Source organism: Candidatus Kuenenia stuttgartiensis, from assembly GCF_900232105.1.
Lineage (GTDB): Bacteria > Planctomycetota > Brocadiia > Brocadiales > Brocadiaceae > Kuenenia > Kuenenia stuttgartiensis_A.
Genome location: NZ_LT934425.1, coordinates 1,114,528 through 1,133,020 on the forward strand (window position 1 = coordinate 1,114,528; position 18,493 = coordinate 1,133,020).

The following is an 18,493-nucleotide window of genomic DNA, read 5'->3' on the forward strand; positions in this document are numbered from 1 at the left end:
AAGAAAATCCTTAATTTCCTTTAATCTTCTTTTTTGCTTCATCGCATCCGGCGACGTCGGCAAAGGTTATTTTTTGTGTGCCATTATCAGAATAAAGTTTGACTTTTGCTTTGCCAAAAGACATGAAAGGGGAACCCATACCGCTAAATTTCTTTAATAACAAAAACCAGACAAGCGTCATAACACCGAAAGGTATAATCCACCACATAATCATGCTTTTTAGAAAATTATTTTCCGGTGCACCTTTAAAACGTACTTTTTGTTCCTCAAGTTCATTCACCAACGCCTGGTCTTGTATAGGAACAGTAAAAAACGCAATCTTGTCTTCTTCACCACCTTCAGCGGAAAGTTTTTTATAATAACCTCGAATAATATTCTGGCCCACGGTGCACTCGGATATATAACCATTCTTAAGATAGAGTCTAAACTGGCTATAAGACACTTCTTCTGCTTTTGGAGAAAAAAACATCTGTGCCAGATATACAATAGCAAAGAAAAGGAGGATGTAACCAAGGGAAAAAGACCGCCTTTTGTTATTTTTCATGGAATGTTATCTTTGATCATGTAATTAATAAAATAAAATATAAATATTCAAAAAAGATAGACAGAACAATGATATATATTAGAAATATGTCTATTGTCAAAATTTAAATCCCTGCTTCCGGGGATGATATCAAAGTCTCGTTTAAAAAAACAGATATGCCAAAGGCAGGTGAAAGGGTCAGCGGTGAATAGAATAAAAATTGGCGAATATACATGGACTGGATTTTAAGACCTGTATAGTATTTAAGTATAGCCGCTGATGAGGGCAGATTTAAAAAAACGCATACTGCCTGTCAATTCAGGTATATGATTCGCTATTTAATGCTGGTGGGTAAATAAAAAACTTGACTTATCGCCTGTTTCATACCTATAATATCGCCACTGCATTAGTGATGTATCAATGTAAAATTAATGGGGCAGATAGCTCAGTTGGTAGAGCACAGGACTGAAAATCCTGGTGTCGACGGTTCGATCCCGTCTCTGCCCACCACTTACAATCCTTCAAAGATCTCCCGCATTTAGCACCCCTCCATATCTTGCGAACACAGCATACAAGAAAGCAACTTTTTTTCCTATTGCAAGTTTTTTGTAACTATTCAGTGTAAACATTACATGAATCCCGGCGGGTTCATGTTTGCAACCGTTCGTCGTGAGCTCAGCCGAACGGTTACAAGCCTGAACCCGCGAATGTAGTTCCAGTACCATTACGTTCCCAAACAGATACTTCACTATGTTCAGTACAAGGTTTGGGAACGAGTTACGCTCTGATCTCCGTAGTTTAATAAATTACGCTGAATAGTTACAGTTTTTTACAAAAACACAAATATACGGTATAGTATTACCTTATACAAATACAATGGAAATCGTGCAACATTTCTGGAAAAGCAACGTATCTTTAAAATACCTTTCGATAAATTTCACTCTCAAAAAGTCATTCTTTTATAGTTTTATAAAATTAATTATTTTCAGGAAGCAAAGGAAAATGAAAAAAAGTCTATTTGTTTTATTATTTTATACAATGATAATTTTTGCAGGCAGTGTCTCCGCAAATACATTTACATTGGGAGCGCCGGCAAATGCTGTGACAAAACGGGCAAATCAGCAAACCAGTGATTTTATATATAAGGAGTTTGAAGAGTTTGTTAAGGTAATAAAGGCGCTGCAGGAAAAGTATGTTGAAGAATTGGATATTAACACTATTTTTACAAACGCATACCGTGGAATGATGTCGGAGTTGGATCCCTTAGTCAATATATAAGTCCCGAAGAATTAGAAGAGCTTAAGATCGAAACGGAAGGGGAGTTTGAAGGTTTAGGTATCGAAGTAATTGTCAGGCATGGGCTAATAACCGTAATAACCCCCATACTCGATTCTCCAGCATTCAAGGCAGGGATATTGGTAGGAGATCGCATTCTCAAGGTTGATGGCATACCAACCAAAGACATAGCTATTCGTGAAACCGTAAAACTCCTTCGGGGGAAGCCGGGCACAACAACAACCCTTACTGTTTTGCATGAGGGAGAATCTATGCCGGTGGATATTACAATACAGCGGGCAAAGATCCATGTAAACAGTATAAGAGACGTAAAAATGGTGGATGAAACGGAGAAGATTGGCTACTTAGCTCTGATAAATTTTCAGGAAAACACCGTTGATGATCTGGATAAAACAGTGAAAGAATTATTGAAGCAAGGCATGGAAGGTTTAATATTGGACTTGCGATTTAACCCTGGAGAATTGTTGAGCGCCGCCGTGGGTGTTTCTGACAGATTTTTAAAAAAGGGCGTTATTGTTTCAACCCGAGGCAGAGGTCCTGACCAAAACATTCTGTACCGCGCCCGCAGAAGCGGCTCCTATCCTGATTTCCCGCTGGTAGTACTGGTAAATAACGGAAGCGCCAGCGCATCTGAAATTGTCGCCGGAGCGATAAAGGATAATAAACGCGGTTTGCTGGTAGGCATGAAAACATTTGGCAAAGGATCTGTGCAGAGCCTGGTTCCAATACGCGAAGGCAATGCCGCCTTAAAACTAACGACCGCCAAATATTATACGCCATCGGGAGAATGTATCCACGAAAAAGGGATTGAACCCGATATTGAAATTCCGCTTGATTTTTCCCAGATGAGGGAATTGCAGGTAGAATTGTCAGCGGCGAAAATAGGCAGGAAAGCGGCTGATAAGGAAAAAAGAACCCCCTCTCTTCAAAGATTTGCAACTCGAAAAGGCAATAGAGGTAATAAAAGGCATGGAAACTGACGGGAAATAAAATAACTAATAAGAGAATGGGCATTAATTCATGGATTTTTACTACAGGCAAGAGGGAATACCTGCTTTTTTCTCCAATTTAGGGAGAATACGTTTCTCAAAAGACTAAAGTGTTACCATTGTTTCTATTGCCAATCCCATCCCTCAATTATTTTATGGTGTTGATAATCTGTGCGGTCATAACGAAGGGGGGTAATGGAGATATACCCGTCACGAAGCGCACTCAGGTCGGTTCCTTCTTCATGGTATTTGGATTTATCTGCTCCTGTCAACCAGTAATAAGCCCTGCCGCTTGGGTCAATACGTTTTTGAAAAACTTCTTTAAAATCCTGCGTGAATTGGTGTGTTATCTTAATCCCTTTTATCTGATCAGGCGGAATTGCAGGAATGTTTACGTTTAAGAGCAAATTTTTGGGTAGATTATGGCTTAAAATACGTTGTATAATGCCTTTTGCTACGTCTGCCGTCCTGTGGATGTCATCAAGTGTTCTGTTATTTCGAAGGAAACCGCGATGGATGAAAATCCCATGACAGTGGCTTCCACCGCTGCCGCTACCGTTCCGGAATAAAGGATGTGGATGCCCACGTTTGCCCCCATATTTAGCCCTGATATGACAATGTCAGGCTTCTCCCGCATAATCTCATTTACGGCAAGTTTTACACAATCTGCCGGCGAACCGTTAACGCCGTACCCGATAAATTCATTGTTCATGTGCACTTTCCTGATACGCAGGGGTTGGTTGAAAGTGATGGAATGCCCACACGCCGCTTTGCTCAATATCCGGCGCAACAACGGTAACGGTTCCTAGATCCTGAATATAGTGTTTTAACGAAGCGATTCCCGGTGCATAAATACCATCTCATTTGTGAGCAAAATCTGCATATGTTTTATCCTTAATAAGGAGTCTGCCGTATATTCGCCGTACACACGTAATAATCATATTTCCAATATGGATTTTTTGCATTGATATCTTTGTACCTAAATCCTGCAAACGATTTTCGCAATGCGAAAATCAGTATTTTCCACTACCAAGATTGGCAAAAAGCGATAACAGATATCCGTTTTTTAGCAATTGTGGTAGCGCTATTGTACTACTTTAAACAAAAAGACATGGGAAATTGTCGGAAACGTGCTCTCTGATGCAATGAAAATCAAGATAGGGATGTACTGTCTCCATCTGCGGTATACTTACCACTCTAAAAGACTAAAAAAACGAAATACAACGTGGTTTTCTACTGAAAAACTACATCCAGTGACATGCGTTCCCACTTTTCCATTCCTCCTGATGGAGAAATTTCTCCGGCAATTTTAATGTCATCTGCCGGCTTCTCTCCACCAGTTTCCCTGCCACACTGATTAACCACAGTCTCATCGTCTTTACTTCCCACTTTTGTATACTCCACCACTGAGCAATCCCATCCACTTCAAAAGATTATACGCTAACACCGCACACTGAAATAGCGCAGCATTGGCCAAAAATTCCACCGTACGTATGTGCCCCGCATTCATCTGTCCTTTACTCTCTTCTATCAAAGTCTCGCAGGTAGCCCTCTTTCCATAACAACGATGCGCTTCCATCGGACTTAACCGCTCCGTTGTAACGTAACAAAAATACTCATACACGGACACTTCTACTAATTTCTTTTCTCTTTTGACCAATTGCCGCACTGCACAAAACGTCTCGCACGATCCCACCCTGCACATCGATACCAAAATTCAGCCTGTTCCCATCCTGGCTCCCTTTCACCCTCATTCCATTTCTGCCCTTCAACAATCCTTCCAGATTCTTCAGCTTTACCTTAATCAGATATCCCGCAAATATTGACTCAAGGTATTCAAGTAATTCTCGGTAAAAAAACCGCTGTCTCCCCGAAATACCACCCTTACCCCCTTATTCATGTACGCCATACATTCCTTCATGAACTCTACTACTCCGTTACTCGTGTAGGCGCTTCCACAGCGGAACCAACTATGTAATACCTCCTTTGTTTCTGCAATAAATGCCATTAAGGGATGATACGCCTTCTGCCCCTTCTTGTGCGGATTATATCCTACCTCTGCACCCACCTTGTTTCCCATATACACCATCTACGGTAGAATCAACATCTATCCATACTTCGCAAAGAGCACTCCTGAGTTTATGGCCTGATCTCACCGCACGCTTCCATATCTTTCCCCTAAACCGGTGGATCACCCCCGTCAGTTCCACTATATCTCCCTGACTCGCCAGCTTCATAATACGTCCTATCGTAGTATCTACAGGTACCTCTTTCCACCCGGACATCTTCTTCAATACCTCATCTGTACACACCTTCATACACTCTACCATCGATGTCGCCCCTGCTATCAACCCTATCACTACCATTTGTACCGCATCGACAAACTGATACCGGGCATTTGCTCCACGATCCTTATGTACCGCTTCATGGACTCTCTCCCGGAACATCAGCTTACCCATAAAATTCAATACCGGTAAAAGCCCTGCATGTACCGTTAAGCCTTTCCCGCTCATCTCTGCCTTGATTTTCGGTTGTCTTTTGCTGTATTTTTTTGCTATATTCTTCATCGAAATGGTGAATCTCCTTTCAGGTGTTTTTTGTTATCAATATACCGCCGAATACCTTGGAAATCCTACCATTTCAATCCTATTCCTGCAACAAGGCTTTGCTTGTTTGCAGGATTTAGGTTGTAATTAAAACAAATCAAGCAACGCCTTTTTCTTTCTACTATGGTCTTCTTCTGTAATAAGCCCCTCCTTCAGTAAATCTTTTATTTCCCTGAGCTGATTTTTTATATCCATATCATTCATTCCATTATTCAAAAGCATTTCCTTTTTATAATCATAGTCTTCCTGTAAAAGAATCCCGTCATTGAGTAGTTCGCGCAATATAAGTAATTGTGCTTTGATTTTACTTTCCCTTTGAACACATTCGCGCCAGGTTCCACTTGTTGATAACCGGATGAAGAGTGAATATTGCTGCCAACTTTTTCTTTTTTTTGCAGTTGGTTATAGAAATCAGACTTGTCGGACTCGGAAATGTCCGGTTTTTTTATTTCAGGCCTCTGGTATGTTTCATCTGATATGTTTATGACCAGCCAGTTTTTGTGCCCCGGTTCAAAGGCTTGTCCATACGCAGGCAATAACGCCCAAAAACGACTGCCTTTTATCTTCGTCGGGTCTTCTTTTGCCGTACCCATCCCTTTTTTCTCAGACACCAAATCGCTGTACGTTTGGAACTTTTGTACCCGGCTAAAAACAATATTTAGACGGCTATCCCTCATAAACATAACGCAGTAGTTCTGTTTGTCCGCGAAAAACGGCCGCCCTGAGTACGAGACAACCTCTATTACCTGTGCAGGAGTTGCTACAGAAAAAGCCTGGATAATCAAGGGCACAAGCCTGCTGATTTCGTCATCCTGAAAGACGTTCACAGATGTACTCTTTTTCAAAAGCCCCTTTTCTTCGAAATAAATCTGCGATAATACATTACCGATAACATCACTGTTCATTTCATAAGGATGATTGAATTGCACAGAACCCCTGTTTGTTTAATGGATAATTCTTTATGCCTCACCTTAATCTTTCCATCCTCATATGTTTCTGCGCGAATTGCACCCGAAATATGAAAAGACAGCATGCAGAAGATAATACTCAAAAACAAATTGGTTTTTTTAAAATGTGTATTCTTTGAATTCACCCGATTATTTCTACTACTTCCGAAAGGTAGCATATTTCAATTAATTCAATCCCAAAATCTTTTCCTAATCCTTTAGCGTTATCTTTTGGAATAACTGCTCTTTTAAAACCCAACCGTTGAGCTTCTTTTAATCTGATTTCAATTTGATTTACACTTCGCACTTCACCGCCAAGGCCAACCTCGCCAATGACTACCATATCCGGAGGTATTGGTTTCTCTTTAAAACTTGAGGCAATTGTCATTGCGATACCAAGATCCGCCGCAGGTTCGTAAACATGAACCCCCCCTACAATATTCACAAAGATATCCTGGCCTCCCAATTTTAAACCAATCCGCTTTTCAAGTATGGCAAGGAGCATCGATACCCTGTTATAGTCAACGCCGCTGACCTTTCTTTCCGGCATGCCAAACGTTGCCTTTGTTGCAAGCGCCTGAATTTCTAACAGCAAAGCGCGTGTTCCTTCCATACAGGGAATGATTGTAGAACCTGCGCCTACTCTCATACCCTGTGAAATAAAAATCTCCGATGGGTTGTCAACCGGATGTAATCCGTTTTTTCTCATCTCAAAGATTCCAATCTCATCCGTGGATCCAAATCGGTTCTTAACAACCCTTAGAATGCGATAGCATTGAAATTTTTCTCCCTCAAAGTACAAAACGGTATCAGCCATGTGCTCCAACACCTTTGGACCTGCAATTATACCTTGTTTGGTTACGTGTCCTACCAGAAATATTGCAGAACCCGTAGATTTCGCGGTAAAAATCAGTTCATTTGCGCATTGTCGTACCTGAGCAACGGTGCCCGGAGAGGATTCTAGCTGGGGCTTATAAATCATTTGGATGGAATCTATCACCACCAGGGTAGGATGTGTGTTGTGTATATTTTCTAATATAAAATCTAAATTTGTCTCAGAAACAACGAGTAATTTAGGCGACAATACGGATAGCCGCTCTGCCCTGAGTTTTGTTTGAGCAACGGATTCTTCTCCTGTGACATAGAGCGTGGTATATCCTTTTTGACTGACGTGCTGACATACTTGTAAGAGGAGTGTTGATTTGCCAATTCCCGGCGTTCCGCCGATCAATACCGCTGAGCCAACAACCAAACCTCCCCCCAGGATTCTGTCAAATTCGCTGATTCCCATTTCGATACAAGGGCAATCCTGAAGTTTTATCTCAGTTATCGGAATGGGAAGTTGTCTGTCAAGCATGGCAGACAAGGAAGTAGCGCCAACGGAATCATTACTATATTCCTCTACAGTGGAATCCCATTCTCCGCAACCGCCACAACGCCCTACCCACTTTAAACTTTTCCATCCGCAACTTTGGCAGACGTAAACAACAGATGTTTTCGCCATGTATCGTGAGAGTTATTCACCCCTCAATTGTTTCGTGCGAAAAAATAAAAAAGGGCAAAAAAAGCCCTTTTAAAATTTTTACCAACAAGAATTATGGTATTAAAAACACATTAAGCGACACTTGCAGAGCCTGGATATTTTTAAAGGATTATTTGTTGCCGCTAAAAAAAAGAAATGTAAGCCGGAAATGATTCTATAATGCTGCTTTATGTAATAATGTTATCTAACAAATTTTTATTTAATATTACACCCCTATTTGCATAGCGTATGGGAGAAGCATTTGCCTGTTTATAGCAAATGCTTCGCCCATACTTTTGTTGGCATATCTCAAATTAATTAAATGCCATTTTCAGCATTTGCCAGCGCTGGTTCCGGTTCTTCAACAATATCCTCGAACACCAGCTTGCCATCTTGCAATAAAACTTTCACACTGGATTTTCCTTCGAATCGTCCCTGCAAAATTTCCTCAGAAAGAGGATCTTCTAAATAATTTTCAATAGCCCTCCTGAGTGGTCGGGCGCCAAAATTTTGATCATATCCCTTGTCTATAAGGAAATTCAATGCTTCATCTGTCATTGTAATGCTGATTTGATACGGTTCCAATCTCTTTTTCACGTCAACAAGTTCAATTTCAACAATCTTCTTCAAATCATCTTTGTTTAAAGGTTTAAAAACAATAATATTATCTATTCTGTTTAAAAACTCCGGACGAAAATGTTTTTCTACCTCCTTTTTCAATTGTTCTTTCATTACCTCGTAGTTATCCTTCTCCGAAGCTTTACGAAATCCTAAAGAGGCCTGATTTTTAATAACCTCCGCGCCAATATTTGAGGTCATAATAATGATAACATTACGGAAATCAACATGCCTGCCGAAACTATCGGTAAGTTTTCCTTCATCCATGATCTGTAACATCATGTTAAAAACATCCGGATGCGCCTTTTCAATCTCATCTAATAAAACAACCGCATAAGGACGGCGGCGAATTTTTTCCGTTAACTGCCCGCCTTCCTCGTAGCCGATATAACCCGGAGGAGCTCCTATTAATCGTGAAATACTGTGCTTTTCCATGTATTCTGACATATCAATCTGTACCAAAGAACCTTCTTCTCCAAAAACCAATTTGGCGAGAGATCTTGCCAAATGTGTCTTACCAACACCGGAAGGGCCTACAAAAATAAAAGAGGCCACAGGGCGATTTGGATTCTTCAGTCTAGCGCGTGATCTTCTGATTGCTTTGGAAATTGCCCTGGTTGCCTCTTCCTGGCTTATCACCATTTTATGAAGTTCCTCTTCCATATGAAGCAATTTATTTGCCTCTGTCGATTCTATTCGTGAGATAGGTATGCCGGTCATTTTCGACACTACTTCATCAACAATTTCAACATCAACCTCCCCTTCCAGTTCGGCATGTTTTTCCCGCCACTCTCTTTCGACAACTTCCTTTTTCTTTTTCATTTTGTCCGCTTTATCCCTTAACCGTGCCGCCCTTTCAAAATCTTGTATTGCCACGGACTCATCTTTTTCTTTTTCCAGCCGGATAATTTCGTCTTCCAGATGTTTTACGTCCGGCGGTTGCGTGGTTGCTTTGAGTCTTAACCTGGCGCACGCCTCATCGATTATATCAATAGCTTTATCGGGCAAAAATCTTCCGGTAATATAACGCACGGAAAGTTCAGTTGCGGCTTCTAATGCCTCGTCGGTAATTCTTACTTTGTGGTGAGATTCATAGCGGTCGCGAAGCCCTTTTAGTATTTCAACCGTTTCTTCTTTCGACGGCGGCTCTACGATAATTGTCTGGAACCTTCTTTCTAGCGCACCGTCTTTTTCGATATATTTTCTGTATTCATCCAAAGTGGTAGCTCCGATACACTGTATTTCACCACGGGACAAGGCAGGTTTTAAAACATTTGAGGCATCTATAGCGCCCTCTGCCCCTCCTGCGCCAACAAGGGTATGTAACTCATCAATAAAGAGTATGATGTTTTTTGCCCTTTTTACTTCTGACATTACCGCCTTGATCCTCTCTTCAAACTGGCCTCTGTATTTCGTACCGGCTACCATCATTGCGAGATCAAGGGCTACTATTCTGCGCCCTCTCAGCAACTCAGGAACATCCCCGTGAACCACTACCTGTGCAAGGCCTTCAACTATCGCAGTTTTTCCCACGCCGGCTTCCCCCAGAAGAACAGGATTGTTTTTTGTTCGCCTGCATAAGACCTGAACAACACGTTCAATCACATCTTTCCTTCCAATAACCGGATCAAGTTCTTTTTCTCTGGCCTGCTGTGTAAGATCGCGCCCGAAAGAGTCAAGCGCAGGAGTTTTGGAACGTCCTTTCTTTTCTTCTTTTTCCTGTGATTGACTGTTTTGCACCGATTCCGAGCCCAGCAAACCAATTACTTCCTCCCGTACTTCTGCAGGTTTAACGCCCAGGTTCAATAATACCTGCGCGGCTACACCTTCCTGCTCCTTCAACAAGCCCAACAATAAGTGCTCCGTTCCTATATAATTATGTCCCAGCGCCCGCGCCTCTTCCATCGCATATTCCAGCACCTTTTTTACGCGGGGCGTGAACGGAAGCTGCCCTACCGATACCAGATCAGATCCACCTTGCACTATCTTTTCTATTTCAATACGTATTTTCTTTAGTTCAACATCTAAGTTTTGCAGAACATTAGCCGCAACGCCGCTTCCTTCTTTCACCAGCCCTAATAATATATGTTCTGTCCCAATATACTCGTGATTAAACCGCCTTGCCTCTTCCCGCGCAAGGGCCATAACCTTTCTGGCACGATCAGTAAATCGATCAAACATAAAACACCTATCCTTTCAAAGTTTCTATCTTTTCAAGCCGTTTCCTTACATACAACGCACGAATTATATTTCTTTGCGAAGAAGTAAGCTCGCGCCCTTCTAACTTTTGTAAATGTCCCGGTAAAGTAAGAACAAAAAGTTCATTTAATGTTTTCATTTCAATATCATTGATAATTCCCAAATTAACGCCCATCCTCACTTGCGAGAGAAGATGCATGATTTCTTCCGAAGTAATCATGCGTGCAACCTTCAGCATCCCGTACGATCTCCACACGCGGTCTTCCAGTTGTTCCCTGCTTTCAGCGATCAGGGACTTTCTTGCAATCCGTTCGTAACTGGTAATCCTGGGAATTACCCCTTCAATAATTTCAATAATTTCGGCCTCTGATTTTCCAAGGGTAAACTGGTTTGAAATCTGATATAAATCCCCGGAGACCTGCGTCCCTTCTCCGTATAAACCTCTCACTACCAAGCCAAGCTTCATTACTGCATTAAATACTTTTTCTATATGATGTGTCATTCCCAACGCCGGCAAATGAAGCATTACCGATGCCCTCATCCCCGTACCAACATTTGTGGGACAGGCCGTTAGATATCCAAATTGCGATGAATACGCATAGTTTATTTTTCTTTCCAGTTTGTTATCAATAATGTCTATCGTTTTCCATGTTTCCCGAAGCTCAAGGCCGGAACGGATTACCTGTATTCTTATATGATCCTCTTCATTGACCATAACGCTAATATTTTCCGATTTTTCAAAAGCGACGCCTCTCTCTTTTTCACCTTCTGCATGTTCCCTGCTAATGAGGTGTCTTTCTACGAGAAACAGCCGGTCAACAGAAGAAAGTTCTGACAGGTTAATATAACTAAGGGCAGGTGCAACATCCGCGTCTATAATCTTTGTTCTTATAAGTTCCTCAAGTTCCTTCTTTTGTTTTACATTAGCACGGGAAAGAAAGGGATATTTTGCCACATTTCTCGCAAGGCGAATCCTGCTGCTTATAACAATGTCAGATTCCGGTCCCGTTCCCCTAAGCCATTCACCTGTATTATCAGCCAAATCACTTATTTTCATTATTATCGCCCGAAAGTTCGTATATTTTATCTCTCAACTCAGCCGCCCTTTCATAATCTTCCTTTTCGATTGATTTATTCAATTCATTTCTAAGCTGCATGAGTTCATTTTTTTTAATCATTTCTTTCCCCGCCCTGGAAGGCACTTTTCCCACATGCTGTGCGCTGCCATGCATTTTTTCAAGCAAAGGGATTAACCCCTTTCTGAAAACAGTATAATCCATAGGGCAACCAAGTCTCCCGTGTGAACGAAATTCCAAATATGATAATCCGCAAACAGGGCATACAATCTTGGATAACTCGTTTATCCCCGGAGCAACCTGATTAATAAGATTTGTTAATATTTCTGTAGGAGAAGGTACCTTGGCAATCTGCGTGCTTACTCCTTGCGCACATTCTTCACAAAGATGCCGTTCTTTCTTCACATTACCAACGATTTCCGTCAAGTGCACGGTTGCGTATTTTTTGTTGCAGGATTCACATTTCATGCTTTGTCACCCCCATAAATCTTTCTGCGGGAAAACATTACTTCTTTTCCCATTTTAACAAATCTGTCACCCTTCCTAAAGAACTTTTTTCAGATAATATTTCTTTACGAATCCTATTTTCTTTTTCCAGACAATCCATGCCATAGTTAACACTAATTTCAGATTCCGCCTGAGGTACTGCCATGAGCCCATCCTCATCTCCGATTATCCAATCCCCCGGCATGATTTGAATTCCGGAGATATTCAGAGGCACATTAATTTCCCCCAATCCTTTGGGTTCTCCCGCATCAGGCATGACTAATTTTGTATACACCGGAAAATTCAATTGCTTCATTTCCGCCGTATCGCGAACCGCTCCATAAACTACCAAACCGCTTAATTTTTTTTGTATAGCGCTGTGCGTAGCCAGTTCTCCCCAAACAGCAGGCCCCGTTCCGCCGGCATCAATTACGATTACATCCCCTTCTTTCGCAATATCTATGGCTTCTACAGGCTTAGCCCAGTCGCCGGGATAGGTTCGAACGGTGACGGCAGTGCCTATGAGTTTTATGGAAGGATTTACCGGATACAGCCCTACAATACTTTTCGCGCGATGACGGCCATCGGATATGTTTGCGGTCGAAAGTTTCATGAACGCATTCCGGACGTCTTCGCGGGTTACTCTTTTGAAAAAGCCGGTCTGAATTCTTCTGTTTTCTTTAACAGCTTGCCTGATATTGTTTGCCGCATCCCTGGCGTTTTCTGATTTACTGATATATCCGCCAACAATTACGATTTGCGCCCCGGCATTGATCGCATCAACAACATTTTCAGAATTTATGCCCCCCGCGACAGCAACAGGGGTATGCGCATTTTCGCATATGTGCCGTAATACATTAAAAGGTGTTTTTCCGCTCATTTGATCGTCGATTGCGGTGTGGATAGAAATATAATCGACGCCGCATTTTTCAACAATTCCGATACGTTCATCAATTGCGTCAGTATCCATAAAATCAGCGCATACTTTTATGCCATAATTTTTACCGGCCAACACGCATTCCCGTATCGTTGCACCAGGCGCATTGCCCATTACCACCGCAATATTGGCGCCTGCTTTTGCAGCCATTTCCATTTCTACGCGTCCGGCATCCATAGTTTTCATGTCAGCAACCAGCATCGTATCGGGAAATATTTCTCTCAGCCGGCGAATGGCATTCATTCCTTCGCTTTTTATAAGCGGGGTGCCTATTTCCAGCCAATCAGCGCCACCTTCTATTGCCTCACTGGCAACCTTTATCGCCCTGTGAATATCCACAAAATCAAGAGCTACCTGAATAATAGTATGCTTTTCAGACATTATTAAAAAAATCCTTATTCAAAATACGTTGCGCCACATCGGTCTGATTCCCACGTAGTAACTTTTTCAACCTTTATGCCTGAGGGCATGGCACTTGTTAATTCTCTGTAAATCATTCTGGAAATGTTTTCGGTGGTTGGGTTTTCGGCCTTAAAATGTTCCATGTCATTTAAGTACGTATGATCAAATTTTTTTGTAACGTCTCCGATAAGCTTTTTTGCTTCTCTGAAATCAATCACCATTCCAAGATTGTCCAGCTTTTCCGACTTCAAAACAACCTGAACCTTCCAGTTATGGCCGTGAAGATTTTCACACTGTCCTTTATATCCCCGAAGATTATGTGCCGCCGCAAAATCCGTATCGATTATAAGTTCGAACATAAATATTGCTCCGGAAAGAAATGGTTTTTAAAGAAAGGTATTACAAAACGCTGCACTTTTTAGTAAAAGGGACGGGCAATTGGACAAACATTGCTTTTTACCTGAAGCTTTGAAAAAAGCTTATCCGCGGCAAAATTAAAAGTCAAGGGTTTTAATCGAAAGAAAGAATGTGCTTAACGTCTTTTTATAAAAAAACATAGGATAACCATTCCTTCATTTTCAATGGCTCATTTTCTTTTGAAATGTTTGTACAATTCATCCAAAGAAAGTGATAGTGTCGTCGGCCGGCCATGGGGGCAGTTATTTGTATAGGCATTGATATTTTTTTTCTTTTCCATGAGTTCTTCTATTTCCCGATACTCTAATCTTTGCCCCGCTTTTACCGCGGCCTTGCATGCCATGATATTGACTAGTTTATTCATGACGCCTTCATTGCCCTTTCGGGAATCTTCCTCGCCAAAATCATGCGTCAGGTTTTCTATAAATTCTTTTCCATTTAAATGTTTCAGGATTTGGGGAAAGGAACGAATCATAATGGTATTGCTTCCAAATTCCTCGATCTCTATGCCAATGCCTTCCAGTTGTTCTTTTATGCTTAATACGAAAAAAAAGTCTTTTGGGTTCAATTCCACAAGTTCCGGGATCAGTAATCGCTGGCGGGGAGATTGAGATGACTGCATTCCTTTCAATATTGCATGGTACAGGATTATTTCATGCAAGGCATGCTGGTCTATAATATTCAAACCCTCATTCGTCTCTTCTACAATAAAGGCATTGTGAATCTGAAAATACCTTTTTTTGCCGGAGAAAATCGCTTTCCCAACAGATATCTCTTCTCTTATGGGCATGGCCGTGGTGTGCTTCACATCCGTAGATGGCCCTGACGCGGGCGTTTTTTCCACTGTTTTTTCAAAAGGAAATTGTTCCCATAAAGAGGTGTTTCTATGATCAACTGTATCGGTGTTTCCCAAGTCTCTTTGAAATGTTTTTTCCGGCGTCACTATATCAATGGATTTGGGCTGTGATTTATTCAAGGCGTCTTTTAGCGTAGAGAGCACATAATTAAAAACAACACTCTTATTCCGGAACCTTACCTCTGTTTTTGTGGGATGGACATTGACGTCCACCTCGGACGGTGCAACCGTTAAAAATAAAAATACTATGGGGTATCGTTTGTTCATTAATTTCCCATGGTAAGCGTCGCTGATTGCACGGTAAATAGCCGTATCCTTAATATAACGTCCGTTTAGAAAAATAAATTGCAGCCTTCCATTCGCTTTGTTCAGGAATGGCGGTGCAATATATCCTTTGAGGGAAAACAACTCTTCCCGGAGAAAGGCAGATAAAAGATGTTTTTTCAACTCACTGCCAAAAAATGTCTCAATTCTTTCTATTACTTCCTGAACGGGCGGAAGGTTAAATACCGTTCTGTTGTTGTGTCTTAACGTAAAATGGATATTCGGATAACACAGGGCAAACCGCGTTAACACGTCTGAAATATAAGACATCTCCGTCGGCGCCGTTTTCATAAATTTCTTACGCACGGGAGTATTAAAAAAAAGATCCTGCACCTCTATCTGCGTGCCTTCCGGCGCCCCGCATTCTCTCACATCGCCAATGCGGCCCCCTTCGGTTTTTATTTCTGCGCCACTTATCGCCCCTCTTATTCTCGAAGTAATTTTTGAGTTAGATACCGCACCAATACTGGGCAGGGCTTCGCCGCGAAACCCCAGTGTGTTTATCGCAAACAAATCTTCCGCGCTGGATAGTTTGCTGGTAGTGTGGCTTCGGAAAACAAGAGCGAGGTCTTCCGCGTCAATACCAACGCCATCGTCGGATATTCTTATCAGTTTTCTTCCCCCGTCTTCCAGATAAACATCGATCCTCTTTGCCTCTGCATCAATGGCGTTTTCAATGAGTTCCTTCACAACAGCGGCAGACCTGTCAATTAACTCGCCTGCCGCAATTTTATTAATTACCGACGGAGGAAGAATTTTAACTTTACCCATTTTCACACACTGCCCTAAATCCTAAACAAAAAAAATACTCACAGTAAAAATCTGCGGTAACCCTTTTTTGATATCCTTATTAATAGTAAATTGTCTCTTGGCTTCTGACACAATACCTTTTTTCATGCTACACAACAAATTTATTAGATGCATTTAACATTGACTATTTATTATAATGCTATTCTAAATTAAATCTTAACATTTTTATTAAAAAACGCACTTTCCTTATTATAATATTTATCAATAACTTCAGAATCATTGCCGCCGAGTTAAGAATTATTTTACCGAATAACTCCCTTTTGCCCTGCCAGAAATTGGATATGGGCAGACAGATTTTCTTGCAGCTAATTTAACTAACCCCCGATGAACGGAGATCACAACGAAACATGAAAGTCGTCCGGATTGGTATTAATATAGTATCTATTGTATTCATAAAGAACTTGTAGTTAATTTTACAATGTTACATGGAAAGACTTTCATATAGAACAACACCGACTTCAAACTTTTAAATAGCAGGAATATAAATGGAATTTGAAGGAAGAAAAAGGGTAATTATTGAAAACGTAAGACCGCAAATTGATTGCGGTCGTTTTCCAGTAAAACGAGTAATTGGAGAGAAGGTAGTAGTCCAGGCAGACGTCTTTACTGACGGACACGATGATGTTATCCCTGTTTTATTACAACGTAAGGCCAGCGAAAAGGTTTGGCTGGAAATACCCATGAAGACTCTGGGAAATGATCGATGGGAAGGAAACTTTACTGTTCGGGAAATCGGCATTTATTATTATACAGTTGAAGGATGGGTAGATCACTTCACCACATGGAAAAAGGAACTGAAAAAAAAGTATGACGCAGGGCAGGAAACAAGCATGGATATTTTGACAGGCGTTGTCTATATTCAAAAATCATCAGCGCTGGCAACAAAGGATGATTCCAAAAAACTTCATGTATTTGCTAATACCTTAAAAACAGAAAAAAATACAGCAGGAGCCCTTTCTCTTGCCTTTAATGAGGAATTAGCTTCGCTTATGAAAACATGGCCAGACAAAAGTCTGTCAACTCTATATGAAAAAGAATTAGGAGTAGTGGTGGACAGGGAAAAGGCTCTTTTTAGCGCCTGGTATGAATTGTTTCCGCGTTCCTGTAATTCTGAACAGGAAAGAGGCGGCACATTGAAAGACTGTGAATCACTCATTCCTGAAATCGCAAATATGGGTTTTAATATATTGTACTTGCCTCCAATTCATCCTATTGGAATAACGAACCGAAAGGGGAAAAACAATTCCCCTGTCTCACAAAAGGGAGAGCCTGGAAGTCCCTGGGCAATCGGATCGCACGAAGGAGGGCATACGTCAATACATCCTTCCCTTGGTACAGAGAAAGATTTTCAAGCGCTGATAGAACGGGCGAGGGAATATAATATTGATATTGCATTGGATCTTGCGTTTCAGTGTTCCCCGGATCATCCTTATATAAAAAAACACAGGAACTGGTTCAAGATACGACCTGATGGTTCAATACAACATGCGGAAAATCCTCCAAAAAAATATGAAGATATTGTTCCCTTTAATTTTGAAACGGAAAACTGGAAAGGACTTTGGCATGAGCTGAAAAATGTTGTCTTTTGCTGGATTGAACGCGGGGTTCGTATATTCCGGGTGGACAATCCACATACAAAACCGTTTGCTTTTTGGGAATGGTTGATAGGAGAAACACAAAAAATCTATCCGGAGGTAATTTTTCTTTCAGAGGCTTTTACGAGGCCAAAAGTAATGTACCGATTGGCTAAAATAGGGTTTACACAGTCATATACCTACTTTACCTGGCGGAATACAAAACGGGAACTGACTCAGTATGTCACTGAACTCACACAGGAAGAATTAAAAGAATATTTCAGGCCGAATTTCTGGCCAAATACGCCGGACATTTTACCGGAACAACTGCAATATGGAAGAAGACCAGCATTTATAATACGGTTTATCCTGGCAAGCACCCTGTCTTCTAATTACGGTATTTACGGACCTGCCTTCGAACTTTGTGTCAGTGAAGCGGTAACCGGTAAGGAAGAATATTTTAATTCCGAAAAATATGAGATAAAACAATGGAACTTGAACATGCCGGGAAATTTAAAGGATCTCATAACAAGGATAAATCGGATACGCATAGAAAACGCAGCATTGCAGGATACAGGGAATATACGTTTTTATGAAGTTGATAATGAACATCTTCTCTTCTATGGAAAGACAACAGAAGACCTTTCCAATATTATACTCGTCGTTGTCAATCTGGACCCGCACCATGCTCAATCGGGCTGGGTCAATGTTCCGATAAAAATATTGGGAATAGACGCAAATCAGTCATACATGGTGCATGATCTGTTGAGCGATGAAAAATACGTGTGGCAGGGGAAAAAAAACTATGTAGAACTTCAGCCCGATGCCACTCCCGCGCATATTTTCCGAATAAGGAAAAGGCTGAGGAAAGAAACCGATTTTGATTATTATATGTAAAGGAGTATCGCTCT

The 18,493-nt window shown here is 41.2% G+C and carries 16 protein-coding genes, 1 tRNA gene and 1 pseudogene; 4 read left to right on the plus strand and 14 right to left on the minus strand.

The window, feature by feature from the left end; all coding sequences use genetic code 11:
- Positions 1-10: 10 nt before the first annotated feature.
- Positions 11-544 carry an ATP-dependent metallopeptidase FtsH/Yme1/Tma family protein gene (locus KSMBR1_RS21880; protein WP_197705353.1) on the minus strand — a complete coding sequence of 178 codons (534 nt, stop codon included), beginning with the start codon at positions 542-544 and terminating at the stop codon, positions 11-13.
- 413 nt (positions 545-957) lie between these two features.
- Between KSMBR1_RS21880 and KSMBR1_RS05150 the strand changes: the two genes are divergently transcribed.
- From KSMBR1_RS05150 to KSMBR1_RS05165, 3 genes are all read left to right on the plus strand, one after another.
- A tRNA-Phe gene (locus KSMBR1_RS05150) sits at positions 958-1,033 on the plus strand.
- Between the two features lie 492 nt (positions 1,034-1,525).
- Positions 1,526-1,801, plus strand: a complete 276-nt coding sequence (locus KSMBR1_RS05160) for a hypothetical protein (protein WP_157820399.1) — start codon at positions 1,526-1,528, stop codon at positions 1,799-1,801.
- A 26-nt stretch (positions 1,802-1,827) separates the two neighbouring features.
- The gene (locus KSMBR1_RS05165; protein ID WP_230408071.1) at positions 1,828-2,799 is read left to right on the plus strand and encodes a S41 family peptidase; all 972 of its coding nucleotides are present in this window, start codon (positions 1,828-1,830) and stop codon (positions 2,797-2,799) included.
- Between the two features lie 134 nt (positions 2,800-2,933).
- Here the strand turns inward: KSMBR1_RS05165 and surE (KSMBR1_RS05170) are convergent, their stop codons facing one another.
- From surE (KSMBR1_RS05170) to mutL, 13 genes and pseudogenes are all read right to left on the minus strand, one after another.
- Positions 2,934-3,332: a 5'/3'-nucleotidase SurE gene (surE, locus tag KSMBR1_RS05170; RefSeq protein WP_157820818.1), complete on the minus strand. Its 399-nt coding sequence runs from the start codon at positions 3,330-3,332 to the stop codon at positions 2,934-2,936.
- Complete coding sequence (surE, locus tag KSMBR1_RS22875) at positions 3,263-3,559, minus strand: 5'/3'-nucleotidase SurE (RefSeq protein WP_420886558.1); 297 nt, start codon at positions 3,557-3,559, stop codon at positions 3,263-3,265. The genes surE (KSMBR1_RS05170) and surE (KSMBR1_RS22875) overlap by 70 nt, the downstream gene beginning before the upstream one ends.
- Positions 3,510-3,662, minus strand: coding sequence for a hypothetical protein (locus KSMBR1_RS23200; RefSeq protein ID WP_172953510.1), 153 nt, complete (start codon positions 3,660-3,662; stop codon positions 3,510-3,512). Before KSMBR1_RS23200 ends, surE (KSMBR1_RS22875) begins: the two co-directional genes overlap by 50 nt.
- Positions 3,663-4,041: 379 nt before the next feature.
- A pseudogene (locus tag KSMBR1_RS05180) lies at positions 4,042-5,375 on the minus strand (IS1380 family transposase).
- A gap of 126 nt (positions 5,376-5,501) precedes the next feature.
- Positions 5,502-5,630, minus strand: coding sequence for a hypothetical protein (locus KSMBR1_RS22665; RefSeq protein WP_261341087.1), 129 nt, complete (start codon positions 5,628-5,630; stop codon positions 5,502-5,504).
- Entirely contained in the window at positions 5,627-6,343 is a 717-nt protein-coding gene (locus tag KSMBR1_RS05185; protein ID WP_157820400.1) for a hypothetical protein, read from the minus strand. The genes KSMBR1_RS22665 and KSMBR1_RS05185 overlap by 4 nt, the downstream gene beginning before the upstream one ends.
- Before the next feature lie 160 nt (positions 6,344-6,503).
- Positions 6,504-7,865: a DNA repair protein RadA gene (radA, locus tag KSMBR1_RS05195; protein WP_099324367.1), complete on the minus strand. Its 1,362-nt coding sequence runs from the start codon at positions 7,863-7,865 to the stop codon at positions 6,504-6,506.
- Positions 7,866-8,201: 336 nt separating this feature from the next.
- The gene (locus tag KSMBR1_RS05205) at positions 8,202-10,682 is read right to left on the minus strand and encodes an ATP-dependent Clp protease ATP-binding subunit (protein ID WP_099324369.1); all 2,481 of its coding nucleotides are present in this window, start codon (positions 10,680-10,682) and stop codon (positions 8,202-8,204) included.
- 7 nt (positions 10,683-10,689) lie between these two features.
- Complete coding sequence (locus KSMBR1_RS05210; protein ID WP_099324370.1) at positions 10,690-11,757, minus strand: protein arginine kinase; 1,068 nt, start codon at positions 11,755-11,757, stop codon at positions 10,690-10,692.
- On the minus strand, positions 11,744-12,244 hold the full coding sequence (locus KSMBR1_RS05215) for a UvrB/UvrC motif-containing protein (RefSeq protein ID WP_099324371.1): 501 nt from the start codon (positions 12,242-12,244) through the stop codon (positions 11,744-11,746). The genes KSMBR1_RS05210 and KSMBR1_RS05215 overlap by 14 nt, the downstream gene beginning before the upstream one ends.
- A 37-nt stretch (positions 12,245-12,281) precedes the next feature.
- Positions 12,282-13,580, minus strand: coding sequence for a 3-hexulose-6-phosphate synthase (gene hxlA / locus KSMBR1_RS05220; protein ID WP_099324372.1), 1,299 nt, complete (start codon positions 13,578-13,580; stop codon positions 12,282-12,284).
- Between the two features lie 14 nt (positions 13,581-13,594).
- Positions 13,595-13,960, minus strand: a complete 366-nt coding sequence (gene queD, locus KSMBR1_RS05225; RefSeq protein WP_099324373.1) for a 6-carboxytetrahydropterin synthase QueD — start codon at positions 13,958-13,960, stop codon at positions 13,595-13,597.
- A gap of 227 nt (positions 13,961-14,187) precedes the next feature.
- On the minus strand, positions 14,188-15,969 hold the full coding sequence (mutL, locus tag KSMBR1_RS05230; RefSeq protein ID WP_099324374.1) for a DNA mismatch repair endonuclease MutL: 1,782 nt from the start codon (positions 15,967-15,969) through the stop codon (positions 14,188-14,190).
- 524 nt (positions 15,970-16,493) lie between these two features.
- On the opposite strand from mutL, the gene KSMBR1_RS05235 reads away from it, so the two are divergent.
- Complete coding sequence (locus KSMBR1_RS05235) at positions 16,494-18,479, plus strand: alpha-1,4-glucan--maltose-1-phosphate maltosyltransferase (protein WP_099324375.1); 1,986 nt, start codon at positions 16,494-16,496, stop codon at positions 18,477-18,479.
- The last annotated feature ends 14 nt before the right edge of the window (positions 18,480-18,493 follow it).

What these genes read in the sequence shown, in the direction of transcription:
- hxlA (WP_099324372.1), bottom strand. Translation starts at nt 13,580, where the DNA reads ATGTCTGAAAAGCATACTATTATTCAGGTAGCTCTTGATTTTGTGGAT.
- KSMBR1_RS05235 (WP_099324375.1), top strand. Translation starts at nt 16,494, where the DNA reads ATGGAATTTGAAGGAAGAAAAAGGGTAATTATTGAAAACGTAAGACCG.
- KSMBR1_RS21880 (WP_197705353.1), bottom strand. Translation starts at nt 544, where the DNA reads ATGAAAAATAACAAAAGGCGGTCTTTTTCCCTTGGTTACATCCTCCTT.
- KSMBR1_RS05210 (WP_099324370.1), bottom strand. Translation starts at nt 11,757, where the DNA reads ATGAAAATAAGTGATTTGGCTGATAATACAGGTGAATGGCTTAGGGGA.
- queD (WP_099324373.1), bottom strand. Translation starts at nt 13,960, where the DNA reads ATGTTCGAACTTATAATCGATACGGATTTTGCGGCGGCACATAATCTT.
- KSMBR1_RS05215 (WP_099324371.1), bottom strand. Translation starts at nt 12,244, where the DNA reads ATGAAATGTGAATCCTGCAACAAAAAATACGCAACCGTGCACTTGACG.
- KSMBR1_RS05160 (WP_157820399.1), top strand. Translation starts at nt 1,526, where the DNA reads ATGAAAAAAAGTCTATTTGTTTTATTATTTTATACAATGATAATTTTT.
- mutL (WP_099324374.1), bottom strand. Translation starts at nt 15,969, where the DNA reads ATGGGTAAAGTTAAAATTCTTCCTCCGTCGGTAATTAATAAAATTGCG.
- KSMBR1_RS05205 (WP_099324369.1), bottom strand. Translation starts at nt 10,682, where the DNA reads ATGTTTGATCGATTTACTGATCGTGCCAGAAAGGTTATGGCCCTTGCG.
- radA (WP_099324367.1), bottom strand. Translation starts at nt 7,865, where the DNA reads ATGGCGAAAACATCTGTTGTTTACGTCTGCCAAAGTTGCGGATGGAAA.